This window comes from Formosa sediminum (assembly GCF_007197735.1).
Classification (GTDB): domain Bacteria; phylum Bacteroidota; class Bacteroidia; order Flavobacteriales; family Flavobacteriaceae; genus Formosa; species Formosa sediminum.
The window spans coordinates 3,141,775-3,158,051 of sequence record NZ_CP041637.1; the positions used below are offsets into that span (position 1 = coordinate 3,141,775).

Here is a 16,277-nt window from a genome sequence, read left to right on the forward strand (position 1 = left end):
AAAGTTTAACAGTTATAATACTGTTAATGTACTGTTTATCTTAAGCCAATTGGCCTAAAACTTCAGCGATTTTTTTACCAATTTCAGCTGGAGAATCTACTACGTGAATTCCACAGTCTTTCATAATTGCTTTTTTAGCTTGAGCGGTATCATCACTACCACCTACAATAGCACCTGCGTGCCCCATTGTACGTCCTGCTGGAGCAGTTTCTCCTGCTATGAAACCAACAACTGGTTTTTTACTTCCGCTAGCTTTATACCAATTTGCAGCATCTGCTTCTAACTGACCTCCAATTTCACCAATCATTACAACAGCTTCTGTTTCTGGGTCGTTTATTAAAAGCTCTACAGCTTCTTTAGTTGTTGTACCAATAATTGGATCTCCACCAATACCGATAGCAGTTGTAATACCTAAACCTTGTTTTACAACTTGGTCTGCAGCTTCATAGGTTAAAGTTCCTGATTTAGAAACAATACCTACATTACCTTTTTTAAATACAAAACCTGGCATAATACCAACTTTAGCTTCTCCTGGAGTAATTACACCTGGGCAGTTAGGACCAATTAAACGGCAATCTTTACCTTTAATATAGTCTGCTGCTTTAATCATATCTGCAACAGGAATACCTTCAGTAATAGTAATAATTACTTTAATCCCTGCATCTGCAGCTTCCATGATAGCGTCGGCAGCAAATGCTGGCGGAACAAAAATGATAGTTGTATCTGCTTCTGCTTCAACAACAGCATCTTTTACTGTATTAAAAACTGGACGGTCTAAATGTGTTTGACCACCTTTACCTGGAGTTACACCTCCAACTACATTTGTACCATATTCAATCATTTGGCTAGCATGAAATGTACCTTCACTACCAGTAAATCCTTGAACTATTATTTTTGAATTTTTATTTACTAAAACGCTCATTTTTGTTTGTTTTATTTATTTAAAAGCTTTACAAATGTAAAGTTTTAACAATTATCATTAAAGATTTTTTTCGACTTTATTTAAAATTATGGTTCTTTTTATATTCAGGTAAAATTATTGAATCTCTTTTAATTTTTCCATTAATTTAGGAAGTTGTCTAAGTAAAGCAAATTCTTTTAACTTATTCCTAGATTCTTCAATAGGGGTTCCAAAATATGTTTTACCTCCTGCGACAGACTTTGTAACGCCAGTTTGCCCCATAATTACAGCTTTTGTACCTATACGAATTCCACTGGTAGTACCAACTTGTCCCCAAATCGTAACTTCGTCTTCAATAACCACACAACCGGCAATTCCTACTTGTGATGCAATCAAACATTTTTTACCAATAACGGTATCGTGCCCTACCTGAATTTGATTATCTAATTTTGAACCTGCTCCAATTATTGTATCTCCCGTTACACCTTTATCTATAGTACACAAGGCTCCTATATGTACATTATCTTCAATTACTACTCGTCCGCCAGATTTTAACTGATCAAAACCTTCTGGTCGTTTTTTATAATAAAAAGCAGAAGCTCCTAAAATAGTTCCTGCATGTATGGTAACATTATCTCCTATTACTGCATCATCATAAATACTTACATTTGAATGAATAATACAATTTTTTCCAATAGTAACGTTATGACCAATAAAGCAATTGGGCTGGATAATAGTGCCTGCTCCAACTTTTAGTGACTCTGACACATTTTGACTAGCGCTTAGAAACGGCTTAAAAAATTGTGTTAGTGTATTAAAATCTCTAAACGGATCGTCTGACACTAATAAAGCTTTACCTGCTGGACACGCTACTTCTTTGTTTATTAAAACAATTGTTGCTGCAGATTGTAAGGCTTTATCGTAATATTTAGGATGATCTACAAAAACAATATCTCCAGTTTCAACCACATGAATTTCATTCATGCCTAAAACAGGAAAATTATCTTCTCCCACAAATTTGCAATCAATTAGTGCTGCAATTTGTTTTAATGTATATGGTTTAGGAAATTTCACAAGAATTATTCTTTAACTCTTTCTTTGTAAGTTCCTTTATCTGTTTCAACTTTAATTTTGTCTCCTTCATTAATAAATAAAGGTACATTTACCGTAGCTCCTGTTTCAACTGTTGCAGGTTTAGTTGCATTTGTTGCTGTGTTTCCTTTCACACCTGGTTCTGTTGCAGTAACTTCTAAAACAACACTTGCAGGCATATCTACAGATAAAGGCATATTATCTTCAGAATTAATTAAAACTGTTACAACTTCGCCTTCTTTTAATAATCCCGGATTATCTAATGCATTTACATTTAATGTAATCTGATTATAATCTTCAACATTCATAAAATGATATAAATCTCCTTCAGGATATAAATATTGAAATTTATGAGTTTCTACACGTACATCGTCTAATTTATGTCCAGCAGAAAATGTATTATCTATAACTTTACCCGATGTAACACTTTTTAACTTAGTTCTTACAAACGCTGGGCCTTTTCCAGGTTTTACGTGTAAAAATTCAACTACTTTATAAATATCGTGATTATATCTTATACATAATCCATTTCTAATATCTGATGTTGTTGCCATTTTATTTTTTTAATTTGATTTAAAATATCCTTTCATAATTCCGCGTTGTGAGTCTCTAATAAACTGGAGAATTTCATCGCGTTCTGGAGTAGCTTCCCACTCTGCTTCTATAATTTCTACTGCTTGAGTATTGTTATAATTTTTTTGATATAATACACGGTAAATATCTTGTACTTCTCTTATTTTTTCTGTGCTAAAACCTCTACGTCTTAATCCTACAGAATTAATTCCTACATAAGATAAAGGCTCGCGAGCTGCTTTTACAAATGGTGGCACATCTTTTCTTACTAAAGATCCTCCCGTAACAAAAGCATGATTACCTATAGAACAAAATTGATGTACTGCAGTCATACCTGCTAAAACCACATAATTACCTACTATTATATGTCCTGCTAAGGTACTGTTATTAGAAAAAATACAATTGTTACCCACAATACAATCGTGTGCAATATGGCAATACGCCATAATTAAGCAATTGTCTCCTATAACCGTTTTCATTCGGTCTGTTGTACCTCTGTTTATAGTAACACATTCCCGAATTGTTACATTATCTCCAATAATTGTTAATGTATCTTCGTCGTTATATTTAAGGTCTTGAGGAACACCAGAGATTACTGATCCTGGAAAGATATTACAATTTTTTCCAATTCTAGCACCTTCCATAATGGTTACATTACTTCCTATCCAAGTTCCTTCACCAATAACCACATTATTATGTATGGTTGTAAACGGATCAATAACTACATTTTTTGCAATTTTCGCACCTGGGTGCACATAAGCTAATGGCTGATTCATGTAACGTATTATTTAACTTTAGAAATTTGAGCCATTAATTCGGCTTCTGCACATAATTTTCCATTAGCGTAGGCATAACCTTGCATATGGCAAATTCCTCTTCGAATAGGTGTAATTAAATCACATTTAAAAATTACCGTATCTCCAGGAACAACTTTTTGTTTAAACTTAACATTATCTATTTTCATAAAGAATGTAAGATAGTTTTCTGGATCTGGTACAGTACTCAATACTAAAATCCCTCCTGTTTGCGCCATAGCTTCTACAATTAAAACACCTGGCATTACTGGAGATCCTGGAAAATGTCCTACAAAAAACGGTTCGTTCATTGTTACATTTTTCATTCCAATAACTCCACTATCTGTTAATTCAAAAATCTTATCAATCAATAAAAATGGAGGCCTGTGTGGCAACATATTCATAATTTGATTGACATCTAATAATGGTTCTTGATTCAAATCAACTAAAGGGACATTATTACGTCTTTCGTTCTTTATAATTTTAGCCATCTTCTTTGCAAACTGGGTGTTTACAAAGTGACCTGGTTTATTTGCAATAACCTTACCTCTAATTCGTGTACCTATTAAAGCCAAATCGCCAACAACATCTAATAATTTATGTCTGGCGGCTTCATTAGGATAATGTAAGGTTAAGTTATCTAGTATACCATTAGGTTTAACAGTAATAGAATCTTTTTTAAAGGCTTCTTTAAGTTTTTCCATAGTTTCTGCAGATAGTTCTTTATCTACATAAACAATGGCATTGTTTAAATCTCCTCCTTTTATTAAGCCGTGTTCTAAAAGCATTTCAATTTCGTGTAAAAAACTAAATGTTCTAGAGTTTGCTATCGTTTCTTTAAAGTCTTTTATTTGATTTAATGTGGCATTTTGAGTTCCTAACACTTTAGTTCCAAAATCTACCATAGTAGTAATTTGGTATTCTTTAGAAGGCATTAGTAAAATTTCGCTACCACTCTCTTCATTTATATATGAGATAACATCGGTTACTACATATTCTTCTCTGCAAGCTTCTTGTTCTATAATTTCTGCAGCTTCTAAAGCTTCAACAAAAAACTTTGAAGAGCCATCCATAATTGGTGGTTCTGCAGCACTAAGTTCTATTAAAACATTGTCTAAATCTAATCCTACAAGAGCAGCTAAGACATGTTCGCATGTTTGAATAATGACACCATTTTTCTCTAAACAGGTCCCGCGTTCTGTATTGGTTACATAAATAGCATCAGCCTCTATTACAGGTGTGCCTTCTAAATCCATACGTTTAAATGCAAAACCAGCATTTTCTGGCGCAGATTTAAACGTTAAAGAGACATTATTACCTGTATGCAATCCAACACCATTTAACGAGATACTATTTTTAATGGTTTTTTGTTTGATATCTGTGTTAACTATAGCCATTATTTCTTTTCTAATTCGTTTATTTCTTTAACTATTTTTGGTAAGTTTTTAAAATGTACATAGGATTTATTCCAGTCTGCATAAGAAAATGCAGGTGAACCTTGTAGTATTTCATTATCCTTAATATTTCTTCCTATACCAGATTGTGCTTGCACTTTTACATTATTACCAATAGTAATATGTCCAACAATACCAACTTGGCCACCTATTTGGCAATTTTCGCCAATTTTAGTAGACCCAGCTATTCCTGTTTGTGCAGCTATAACTGTATTTTTACCAATCTCTACATTGTGTGCAATTTGAATTTGATTATCTAATTTTACACCCTGCCTTATAATGGTAGATCCTAAAGTTGCTCTATCTATAGTTGTACCTGCACCAACGTCTACAAAGTTTTCAAGAATAACATTTCCTATTTGTGGCACTTTGTCATACTCGCCAGATTCGTTTGGGGCAAAGCCAAATCCATCGGCTCCAATAATACATCCAGAATTTATAACACAATTGTTTCCAATAATGCATTCTGAATAAATTTTAGCACCAGCAAAAAGGATAGTATTGTCTCCTATTGTTACGTTATCTCCTATATAAGAGTTAGGAAATATTTTTACGTTATCTCCCATTTTAACATTTTCACCTATATAAGTAAAAGCACCAATATAAATTTTATTGCCATATTTAGAAGAATCGGCAATATATGAAGGCTGTTCTATTCCCTCTTTACTAAGCTTAACTGAGTTATAATACTCTAATAATTTTGAAAATGCCTTATAAGCATCGTTCACTTTTATTAGTGTAGTCTCTAATTCATGCTCAGGAATAAATGTTTTATTTACTATAGTAATAGATGCCTTAGTCGTATATATATAATGTGTATATTTTGGATTCGCCAAAAAAGTTAGCGCACCGTCTATACCTTCTTCAATCTTAGAAAGTGTAGAAACTTCTACGTCGGGATTACCCACAACTTCTCCTTCTAAAATTCCTGCTATTTGTTCTGCTGTAAATTTCATCGTGGCAAAAATAGGAAAAATGTCCTAAAGTTTAGCTTTAGGATAACATATATAATATTTAGTAACTGGTTTTGAAAGCGCTTTTAGGTTTAATTGATCCGATGCTTTCACGATATCTTGAATCTTACCCGACTTGTATAAAATTTTGATTTGCTGACCGTTTTGCTGATATGCCTGATTAGTAATTTCGCCTTTAAACACAAAATAATCGGCCTCAAATTCACTAATGTTAAATGTAGACATTAATTCTTTTTCATGCTTTTCTAACTCGCTTTTCTTTATTTTTTTGTTTTTAACTTTAATTTTAAGCAAGTCTCTATTTAATATCATTTCGCAAAGATTACGCAATACAAAATCGTCGTGATATTGCCATTCTTTCATAGCCGAAATAATATCATAATCGTCTAGCTTAGAAAAAGTTTCTAATGTAAGCGTGTCAAAATCAGATTGATTAATCTCAGTTTTCAAAAAATAAGATAATGCTCTACTAGCAACCAAATCTACATTATTATGGGTTAATTCTTTTGCACGCTTTAACACTCTTATTAATAATTGTTCTGCTACAACACTCGTTTTGTGTAAATACACCTGCCAGTACATTAAGCGGCGAGCAACAAGAAATTTTTCTACACTATAAATGCCTTTATTTTCCACCACCAATTCATCATCTACAACATTTAACATCGTAATTAAACGTTCGCTATTTATATTGCCCTCTGCTACACCAGTATAAAAACTATCTCGTTTTAAATAATCTGCACGATCCATGTCTAATTGCGAAGAAATTAACTGACACATAAAGTTTCGGTGATACTCTCCTTTAAAAATTGAGATCGCAAGCGTTAAACTTCCGTTAAATTCATCGTTTAGCTGTTGCATAAAAAGCAATGAAATTTTCTCATGAGATATGCCATTTACAATACTATGTTCCATAGCATGAGAAAAAGGACCATGCCCAATATCATGTAAAAGTATAGCTATATTTAAAGCGATTTCTTCATCTTCAGAAATCGCAACCCCCTTAAAACGAAGTACATTAATCGCTTTTTGCATTAAATGCATACAACCAAGTGCATGATGAAATCTGGTATGATGTGCTCCCGGATACACCAAATAAGACATTCCCATTTGGGTTATTCTTCGTAGTCTTTGAAAATATTTATGCTCGATTAAATCAAAAATTAACGAATTTGGTATGGTAATAAATCCGTAAATTGGATCGTTTAATATTTTAAGTTTATTCATCTATATAGTTTAGAAATGCTTAAGATGATCTTCTAAAAATGTTTAAAACATCACAAAAACATTACAAATATAACGATATGAACAACATAAATATACTTTGGATTGATGATGAAATTGATTTACTTAAACCACACATTCTTTTCTTAGAGAAAAAAAATTATCAGGTTACCAAATGTAGTAGCGGCACAGAAGCTCTTGAAGTATTAGAAAACAGGACTTTTGATATTGTTTTTTTAGACGAAAACATGCCTGGTTTAACTGGTTTAGAAACTTTAAATGAAATTAAGGAAAAAAACCACACCCTTCCTGTAGTAATGATTACTAAAAGTGAAGAAGAGTATATTATGGAAGAAGCCATTGGTAATAAAATTGCAGATTATTTAATAAAACCTGTAAATCCAAATCAGATTTTACTTAGCCTTAAAAAAAACTTAGACCACTCGCGATTAATTTCAGAAAAAACCACATCAAATTATCAACAGGAATTCAGAAAAATAGCGATGGATTTAGCGATGGTTAACAGTTTTGAAGATTGGGCTAATCTCTATCAAAAATTAGTGTATTGGGAAATTCAGCTTGAAAACATTGAAGATGCTGGCATGTTTGAGATTTTAGAATCGCAAAAAACTGAAGCCAATTCGTTATTTGGTAAATTTATTTCTAAAAACTACCCAAATTGGTTTGACCATAATACAGATGCTCCTACCATGTCTCACACTTTATTTAAAAATAAAGTTGTACCAGAATTAAGCAAAGATCAACCTACATTATTTGTAGTTATAGATAATTTAAGATACGACCAATGGAAATCTTTCGAGCCTTTTTTAACGCCATATTATAAAAAAGAAGCAGAAACCCCATATTACAGTATTTTACCCACTGCAACCCAATATGCTAGAAACGCAATTTTTTCTGGGTTAATGCCAAGTGACATGGAAAAACTACATCCAGAATATTGGAAAAATGACACAGACGATGGCGGTAAAAACCTCTTTGAAGGCGAATTTCTTGAAGCACAAATGAAGCGTTTGGGGTTACAAAATTTAACCTGCGAATATCACAAAATAACTAATCTTAAGACCGGTAAAAAATTAGTAGAAAATTTTAAAAGCATGAAAAACAACGATCTTACAGTTGTGGTTTACAATTTTGTAGATATGCTTTCTCATGCCAAAACCGAAATGGATGTAGTTAAAGAACTAGCCTCTAACGATAAAGCTTACCGTTCGTTAACTCAAAGTTGGTTTAAAAATTCGCCTTTACTAGAAATTATACAACAAGCTCAACAATTAGGATTTAAATTAATTTTAACCACAGACCACGGTACTATTAATGTTAAAAACCCATCTAAAGTAGTTGGAGATAGAGATACGTCTTTAAATTTAAGGTACAAAACAGGAAGAAGTTTAACTTTTGACTCTAAAGATGTTTTAGAAATTAAAAATCCAAAATCTGTACATTTACCAACTTTAAATATGAGTAGCTCTTTTATATTTGCTAAAAATGATTTGTTTTTTGCTTATCCAAACAACTATAATCATTATGTTAGTTACTACAGAAATACCTACCAACACGGAGGTGTTTCCTTAGAAGAAATGATTATCCCATTTGTAGTTTTAAATCCAAAAAAATAAAATATCAAATGCATTTCAACTTAATATATCATTAGCAATTTTAAATTTTATTACTTATAATTGCATCAATAGATTATGCTAAACACAAGAAAATTTCAATTATCAGAGCTAGAACATGTTGCCAAAGATATACTTGAGAATGCAACATCAAAAACCATACTTTTTTATGGTGAAATGGGATCTGGCAAAACAACTTTAATTAAAACTTTAGTAAAAACATTGGGCTCTAACGAAGATGTAAGTAGCCCAACATTTTCAATTGTTAACGAATATAGTGTAGTTGATGGTTTGGTTTATCATTTTGATTTTTATAGATTAAATGACGAAGAAGAAGCATACAATTTTGGTATAGAAGATTATTTAGAATCTGGCGCTTGGTTATTTATAGAATGGCCAGATCAAGTAAAAAATATTCTAGCAAATGAAACTTGTAATCGTATATATATTGAAAGTTTAGACGCTACAACTAGAGCATTAAAATTTTTAACTAATTAATTTTTAAAAGTAGTTAAGATAAGACAAAAACACAAAAGCCTTAAAAAGTACGGTTTTACCGTAACACAAAACACAAAAAACGTTCTTTTTTAACATAATTTTAACATTTGGAGACAAAATCAATTATTGCATTCTATACATTTGAATCTTTAATTAATTAAATCCCTTATAATTATGAAAACTAAAAAATACGTTATTGCTATTGCAATAATTGGAGGCATGTTTTTTACTGCAAAAGCTACAAACTTAATTAACTTAGATGGCCAACAAACGACAAACATCGAAAAATGGAAAATTAAAATACCTACTCACGGATAGTAGAAGTATAATAACAGGAAGTATAATTGCGACTTTTATAGCAGCTACTCCCTATCTGTTTTATCTTTATGAGAGTGTGCCTGAAAATGTAAAAGTTTGGCACACTTTTTTATTTACTTATGAAAGTACATTTTATGGTGGTTTAGACATAGTAGCATGGACATTAACAGGAAAGCTTGTTCCGTTATTACTCTTATTTATATGGTTTTTTACTTGCCGCCATTGGTGGTACCATGTTTTAATTGTACCTATAGCTATGTATTCTTTTCAGATTTTCACCATTTTAAATGATGATATTAATTATGTAGACAGTAACCAAATATTATACTTAATGCCTATAATGGCAATTATAATTCCGTCTATTTATTTAATACGAGCTAGAATATTTCACAGTTTGAATACAGTTGACAAATCGTTACAAGATCTTGAAGACGAATTTAAAATTTCTCCAAGAGGATTTAAAGATAGAATGAAAGATTATTTTTAATCTCCAATATAAGATTTAAATATTATTTGTATTTTGACTACATAATTATAGGTTTAAAAACACATGTCTAAATCATTTTCTCCGTTTACACAAGAACAGTTAATTCCACAAGAAGAAACACTTGAACTCTATAAAAACAAAGGGCGTTTATACATAGGCATCCCAAAAGAGACTGCTTATCAAGAAAAACGCGTTTGTTTAACACCAGATGCTGTTTCTGCATTAATTTGTAACGGTCACCAAGTTCTAATTGAAGCAGGTGCTGGACTAGGTGCTAATTTTACAGACAAGGATTATAGTGAAGCTGGAGCAGAAATTACTACAGATACCTCCAAGGTCTTTTCTTGCCCCATGATTTTAAAAGTAGAACCACCAACGCTCGAACAAATTAAACTTATTAATCCGCAAACCATTTTAATATCGGCTTTGCAATTAAAAACTCAAGATAAAAAATATTTTGAAGCTTTGGCGGTTAAACGCATCACTGCCCTAGCCTTTGAGTTTATTAGAGATGAAGACGGACATTACCCAGCTGTACGATCGTTAAGCGAAATAGCAGGTATCGGATCTATAATAATAGCTTCAGAACTATTATCAAACATTAATCAGGGTAACGGTTTATTATTTGGAAATATTAGCGGTGTACCACCGGTAGAAGTTGTAATTATTGGAGCAGGAACTGTGGGCGAATTTTCTGCTAGAAGCGCTATAGGATTAGGTGCAAATGTAAAAATATTTGACAATTCTATTTCTAAATTACGTCGCATTCAAACTAATTTAGGACGTCCTATTTTCACATCAACATTACAACCCAAAAACTTAACAAAAGCTTTAAAACGCTGTGACGTAGCTATTGGTGCTGTTAGAGGTAAATCACGCTCGCCAGTTATAGTTTCAGAATCTATGGTGCAATCCATGAAAAAAGGCTCTGTTATTATAGATGTAAGTATTGATATGGGTGGATGTTTTGAAACCAGTGAAGTTACATCTCATAAAACACCTACATTTAACAAACACGATGTTATACATTATTGCGTACCAAATATTCCTGCAAGATTTTCTAGAACAGCCTCAATATCAATAAGTAATATTTTTACACCTTATTTATTGAAAATTGCAGAGGAAGGCGGACTAGAAAATTCTTTAAGATTTGAGAAAGGTTTAAAAAATGGGTTGTACTTTTATCACGGTATTTTAACAAACCGTTCTGTTGGAGAATGGTTTAATTTAAAATATAGTGATATTAACCTCTTAATTTTTTAAATGACACTTATACATCGAATTGGATATTATTTAGGCGGATTTTCTTTGGGCCTTATACTTTTAGCTTTTTTTTTAAGCGGAAAAAAAACATCGTGTAGTTATGGTTTAGATGCTCGTGTAATAAAAAACATTAACACAAAAAAGATAGAATATAGTGATCATGCTAAATCTATTATAGAGGCAAAACATTTAGACACTATTATACTTAATCACGTACTACATAAAGGAGATGTAAATTTTTCTAAAAGTAATACGTCAAGCGAACCTTGTAAGACCTACTATTTAAACGGCACTTTAGAAAAGAAAACCATTGCCTTAATTGTTAAAAATTGTAAAGAAACCGCAACGGTTGAAGATATTGAGATTTTAAAATAAAACTTTAGTTTATTAAAAAAGTCAGTCTACTTAGACTGACTTTTTTAATTTTAAATTATAATTGTTTACGTCTTTTTTTCTCTTTAGAGAGCAAATTTAATTCCCTTCCGGTCTGCCCTGCTACAGAAGTGTTTTCTTCTGCACGTCTAATTAAATATGGCATTACATCTTTTACCGGTCCAAAAGGCACATATTTAGCAACATTATAGCCAAAGTTAGATAAATTAAAACTAATATGATCGCTCATACCATATAACTGCCCAAACCAAACACGTTTATCTGAATTTTCAATTCCTTTTTCAGCCATTAAATCCATTAATAAATATGAACTGTTTTCATTATGAGTTCCATTAAAAATAGCGATATCATCTAAATGCTCTAAAACATAAGCTATGCCTGCATTAAAATTTAAATCTGTGGCTTGTTTACTGTCACAAATTGGCGTTGGATATCCTAATTTTTCTGCACGTTCATTTTCTTTCTCCATATACGCACCACGAACCAATTTATATCCCAAATAAAATCCTTCAATTTTTGCTAAAGCATGCTGCTGTTTTAAAAAATCTAATCGATCATGACGATACATTTGCAACGTATTAAAAACTATTGCTTTTTCTGTATTGTATTTACGCATTAAATCCGTAATTAAATTATCTGCTGCATCTTGCATCCAACTCTCTTCGGCATCAATTAATAACAATACATCTTTTTCTTTAGCAGCCTTACTAACCGCATCAAAACGGTCTTTAATTCGGCTCCATTCCTCTTCTTCTTTTACTGTCAATGTTTTTTTAGCACCTATTTTCTCAAACAACGCAATTCTACCAAATCCCGAAGGTTTAAACACAGCAATTGGGATTGACTTTCTATCGTCTGCAAAATTTATTATCTTCAAAGTAATTTTAAGCGCAGCATCAAACTCCTCTTCAGACTCTTTCCCTTCTACAGAATAATCTAAAACAGAACTAACCCCTTTTTCATACATTTTATCTATAACAGGCAGGCAATTTTCTTCATTAACACCGCCACAAAAATGATCGAACACTGTGGCTCTAATTAAACCCTCTACAGGCAACTTTGCTTTAATTGCAAAATTAGTTGCAGCTGTACCTATACGTACTAAAGGCTCAATTGAAATCATTTTGAAAAGAAAATATGCTCTTTCCAATTCAGAATCACTTTTTAGTGCAAAAGCAATTTCAGTGTCATCAAAAATGATATGTTTATTCATTAACTAAAACTTTTTGTAAATATAATGAAGCCGAATTTACTTTTTTACAAAAAACTCCTTATTTTCACGGTTATTTTTTACATCATTTTATGAAAACTATAGAAAGCAACTCAAATAAAATTCATTTTAATCTAAGTGCATACCAACATGTAAATGCACATATTGAAAATAGTAATCCCTCTAACATATTTATTTTAGTAGATGAAAACACTCATGAACTTTGTTTACCACATTTATTAGCTGAAATTAAAACGACTAAAACCATTGAAATTGTTGAAATTGAATCTGGTGAAATAAATAAAACTATAGAAACTTGCGTTGGTGTTTGGAATGTGCTTTCTGAACTTGGCGGAGATCGAAAGAGTCTTGTAATAAATTTAGGTGGTGGTGTAATTACAGATTTAGGTGGTTTTGTTGCTTCTACATTTAAACGTGGCATTAGTTTTATAAACATACCTACTACGCTACTATCTATGGTTGATGCTTCTGTAGGTGGAAAAACAGGAGTTGATTTAGGGAATCTAAAAAATCAAATTGGTGTTATTAATACACCAGAAATGGTTATTATTGATACTACATACTTAAAAACATTACCACAAAATGAAATGCGATCTGGTTTAGCAGAAATGCTTAAACATGGTTTAATTCAAGATAAAGCTTATTGGGATAAATTCAAAGATTTATCTCTTTTACATACAGAGCACCTGGACCAATTAATCTATGAGTCTGTATTAATAAAAAAACATGTTGTAGATATTGACCCTAGAGAAGACGGTTTAAGAAAAACACTTAATTTTGGACATACTATAGGTCATGCTATTGAATCTTATTTTTTAACCAACAGCTATAAAACTACGCTTTTACATGGTGAAGCCATTGCCATTGGTATGATTTTAGCTGCTTACATTTCTACAAAGCTTACAGGTTTAAGTGAAGCTGAAAATAATGAAATTAAAAACGTAATTAACAGTATTTACGACTTCGTTAGTATTAATGAAGAAGATTACGAACCTATAATAGACCTCTTAAAATACGATAAGAAAAATTCTCATGGCAACATTAATTTTGTACTTCTTAGCGCCATAGGAGAAACTAAAATTGATTGTTTAGTCCCTAATGATCTAATTATAGAAGCGTTAAAATTTTATAACGACTCGTATTAAATCAAAATAATTTGTAAATTTAGATACCCAAGATAAGCGACATTTAACAATACTATTAAACATCTAAAACATTTTTAAGATGAAAAAAGTTATTGTTGATTATAAAAAACTAACTCCTGAAATTCTTTCAAGATTGACAGAGAAGTTTCCTGATGGTTATAATGATAGAGATATTATTAGATTTGACAACCACCAAAATGAAACTATTGAAGCGGTAGAAATAACTACCAAAGACACTACATATTTAGTTAAAGTAAGTTGTAAATTACATTACACTATGACTAATTTTGATAGCAGTAATGATTTAGTGTTAAACAATCTAGGACACGTTGTTGTTGACTTCCCAGACTACCCCAACCTAACATTAGATGAAGATTTAGTATTAACAAATGAAGAAGAATAAAAAAAGAGCTAAAAATTAATTTTTAGCTCTTTTTTATAACTTTTATAGACTATTTATTATAACTCTTTAAAGATATAGTGCATTAAACGTTTTTTATCGTTTATGCTTTCTTCTAAAGAAATCATAGTCTCTGTTCTGTATACACCTTCAATATCATCAATCATAAAGATAACATCTTTCGCATGAGCTGTATTTCTAGCTCTTATTTTACAGAAAATATTAAACTTGCCAGTTGTGATATGAGCAACTGTAACAAAAGGTAATTCGTTAATACGCTCTAACACAAATTTGGTTTGAGATGTATTGTTTAAATAAACACCAATGTATGCAATAAAAGAATAACCTAATTTTTTATAATCTAAAGTTAAAGAAGATCCCTTAATAATCCCAGCATCTTCCATTTTTTTAACTCTAACATGAACAGTACCAGCCGAAATCAGTAATTTCTTAGCGATATCTGTAAATGGAACTCTTGTATTATCAATTAACATATCAAGAATTTGGTGATCTATTTCATCTAATTTAAATTTTGCCATATCTGTACTTTTTGTTCTTTAAAGCAAAAATAATACATTTTTACATATTAATCTTATCAAATTATTAAGGTTTTCACAATTTTAATAAAAATTCTGTACCTCCAATAGTTACGAAATCGTTTTCGAGACCTATACTTAGCTTTTGTCCATATGCACCTAAAGCCCTCATACTATTAGCTTTAACCTCTTTGTGACCATGAAATTTATTTAGTATTGAGATGCTTTCAATCTTTGGAAAAAACTCAATTTTATTTTTAATTAATTTTTCTACATATAAGATTCCAATATCAAATATTTCAGGATTTTCATCAGTTCCTATATTTACATCTCTAATAATTATATCATAAAAACATTTATCATTTTCAGGAATTTTAAAGTAATCATTGTATTTATTTCCTGTAATTTCATTTTTTGCGATATAATTAAATGCAGATAAATACGCTGCATAAATATAAAAACGCGTTAACTCTCTATCATAGTCATTTGCATAATGTCCCGCTTCAAAAAGTATGGTAGGTACATTAAAAGACTGAAAACTGTCCCCTACACAGTTAATATTAAAAGAATCATCGTATCGCCCTACATGATTTGGTATTAATGCTTGAAGTGTAGTATTCATTTCTGCAATAATATCCATACCTATCTTTCTTGATGCTGTAATGCTTCTATTATCGTCTTGAGCTGGAGATAAAAAAGAGACCGTTGCAGTTTTATTAGTATTTCCTGCGCTAAATATAGTTCGCTGTCCGTGTAAATTAAAACAATAGTCTGGCTTAAAATTGTTATAGGCAGCTCTTAGCACTTTACTCTCTGGCTGAGACAAAGTTTGTGCATCTCTATTTAAATCTACGTCTACAGCATTCAATCTGGTGTATGCAGCAGCACCATCTGGATTTAAAATAGGAATGATATAAAAGGTACACGCTTCTTTTAAATAATCTAAAACGTGATCTGGATGTTTAAGTGTATTAATAAAATCGAAAAGTGCCTTAGTGGTTGTAGATTCATTGCCGTGCATTTGCGACCATAATAATAATCGTTTTTTTCCGGTTCCGAATTTAATCCCCCAAATGGGTTTTTCTAAAACTGAAGTTCCAATTTCTGATACCTCAAAACTAGAATCTAATGAATCTAAAAGTGGTTTAATATGAGAGTTGGTAATGTAACGCCCTTTTAATTCTTGCGCTTTATTAGTCTGATATAGACTTGTAATTTCTTTAATATCCATAGGTAAATTATAAGTACACAAATGTAAACAAATAAATATTTACAAATGTAAACAGAACAAACAATGCATTTTGTATACATTTATATACACTTAAATAGCTGTTTAATTATACAATTTTATTTGAAGAGC

Annotated in this window: 17 protein-coding genes; 7 read left to right on the plus strand and 10 right to left on the minus strand. The window is 31.3% G+C overall.

What is annotated here, in order from left to right:
• Positions 1-40 precede the first annotated feature (40 nt).
• From sucD to FNB79_RS13870, 7 genes are all read right to left on the minus strand, one after another.
• Positions 41-922, minus strand: coding sequence for a succinate--CoA ligase subunit alpha (gene sucD / locus FNB79_RS13840; protein ID WP_143381914.1), 882 nt, complete (start codon positions 920-922; stop codon positions 41-43).
• Between the two features lie 114 nt (positions 923-1,036).
• A complete protein-coding gene (locus tag FNB79_RS13845; RefSeq protein WP_143381915.1) occupies positions 1,037-1,975 on the minus strand; it encodes a UDP-3-O-(3-hydroxymyristoyl)glucosamine N-acyltransferase in 939 nt (312 codons plus the stop codon).
• A 5-nt stretch (positions 1,976-1,980) separates the two neighbouring features.
• Positions 1,981-2,547, minus strand: coding sequence for an elongation factor P (gene efp, locus FNB79_RS13850; protein WP_143381916.1), 567 nt, complete (start codon positions 2,545-2,547; stop codon positions 1,981-1,983).
• Between the two features lie 9 nt (positions 2,548-2,556).
• The gene (lpxA, locus tag FNB79_RS13855) at positions 2,557-3,342 is read right to left on the minus strand and encodes an acyl-ACP--UDP-N-acetylglucosamine O-acyltransferase (protein WP_143381917.1); all 786 of its coding nucleotides are present in this window, start codon (positions 3,340-3,342) and stop codon (positions 2,557-2,559) included.
• Positions 3,343-3,350: 8 nt separating this feature from the next.
• The gene (locus FNB79_RS13860) at positions 3,351-4,757 is read right to left on the minus strand and encodes a bifunctional UDP-3-O-[3-hydroxymyristoyl] N-acetylglucosamine deacetylase/3-hydroxyacyl-ACP dehydratase (protein ID WP_143381918.1); all 1,407 of its coding nucleotides are present in this window, start codon (positions 4,755-4,757) and stop codon (positions 3,351-3,353) included.
• A complete protein-coding gene (gene lpxD / locus FNB79_RS13865) occupies positions 4,757-5,770 on the minus strand; it encodes a UDP-3-O-(3-hydroxymyristoyl)glucosamine N-acyltransferase (RefSeq protein ID WP_143381919.1) in 1,014 nt (337 codons plus the stop codon). Before lpxD ends, FNB79_RS13860 begins: the two co-directional genes overlap by 1 nt.
• 24 nt (positions 5,771-5,794) lie before the next feature.
• On the minus strand, positions 5,795-7,015 hold the full coding sequence (locus tag FNB79_RS13870; protein WP_143381920.1) for an HD domain-containing protein: 1,221 nt from the start codon (positions 7,013-7,015) through the stop codon (positions 5,795-5,797).
• Between the two features lie 77 nt (positions 7,016-7,092).
• Here FNB79_RS13870 and porX point away from each other — a divergent pair, with 77 nt between their 5' ends.
• From porX to FNB79_RS13895, 5 genes are all read left to right on the plus strand, one after another.
• A complete protein-coding gene (porX, locus tag FNB79_RS13875) occupies positions 7,093-8,649 on the plus strand; it encodes a T9SS response regulator signal transducer PorX (protein ID WP_143381921.1) in 1,557 nt (518 codons plus the stop codon).
• Between the two features lie 75 nt (positions 8,650-8,724).
• Entirely contained in the window at positions 8,725-9,144 is a 420-nt protein-coding gene (gene tsaE, locus FNB79_RS13880) for a tRNA (adenosine(37)-N6)-threonylcarbamoyltransferase complex ATPase subunit type 1 TsaE (protein ID WP_143381922.1), read from the plus strand.
• A gap of 259 nt (positions 9,145-9,403) precedes the next feature.
• Complete coding sequence (locus FNB79_RS13885) at positions 9,404-9,949, plus strand: hypothetical protein (RefSeq protein WP_143381923.1); 546 nt, start codon at positions 9,404-9,406, stop codon at positions 9,947-9,949.
• A 63-nt stretch (positions 9,950-10,012) separates the two neighbouring features.
• Complete coding sequence (locus FNB79_RS13890) at positions 10,013-11,212, plus strand: alanine dehydrogenase (protein WP_143381924.1); 1,200 nt, start codon at positions 10,013-10,015, stop codon at positions 11,210-11,212.
• Complete coding sequence (locus FNB79_RS13895) at positions 11,213-11,587, plus strand: DUF4258 domain-containing protein (RefSeq protein WP_143381925.1); 375 nt, start codon at positions 11,213-11,215, stop codon at positions 11,585-11,587.
• A 55-nt stretch (positions 11,588-11,642) separates the two neighbouring features.
• Here the strand turns inward: FNB79_RS13895 and FNB79_RS13900 are convergent, their stop codons facing one another.
• A complete protein-coding gene (locus FNB79_RS13900) occupies positions 11,643-12,818 on the minus strand; it encodes a proline dehydrogenase family protein (protein WP_143381926.1) in 1,176 nt (391 codons plus the stop codon).
• A gap of 89 nt (positions 12,819-12,907) precedes the next feature.
• Here FNB79_RS13900 and aroB point away from each other — a divergent pair, with 89 nt between their 5' ends.
• Together aroB and FNB79_RS13910 are read left to right on the plus strand one after the other, a co-directional pair.
• On the plus strand, positions 12,908-13,981 hold the full coding sequence (gene aroB / locus FNB79_RS13905) for a 3-dehydroquinate synthase (RefSeq protein ID WP_143381927.1): 1,074 nt from the start codon (positions 12,908-12,910) through the stop codon (positions 13,979-13,981).
• A 79-nt stretch (positions 13,982-14,060) separates the two neighbouring features.
• A complete protein-coding gene (locus FNB79_RS13910; RefSeq protein ID WP_143381928.1) occupies positions 14,061-14,384 on the plus strand; it encodes a hypothetical protein in 324 nt (107 codons plus the stop codon).
• Between the two features lie 56 nt (positions 14,385-14,440).
• Here FNB79_RS13910 and FNB79_RS13915 read toward each other — a convergent pair whose 3' ends face one another.
• Positions 14,441-14,920, minus strand: a complete 480-nt coding sequence (locus tag FNB79_RS13915; protein WP_103191616.1) for an Lrp/AsnC family transcriptional regulator — start codon at positions 14,918-14,920, stop codon at positions 14,441-14,443.
• A gap of 73 nt (positions 14,921-14,993) precedes the next feature.
• Entirely contained in the window at positions 14,994-16,148 is a 1,155-nt protein-coding gene (locus tag FNB79_RS13920) for a M14 family zinc carboxypeptidase (protein ID WP_143381929.1), read from the minus strand.
• Positions 16,149-16,277 lie beyond the last annotated feature (129 nt).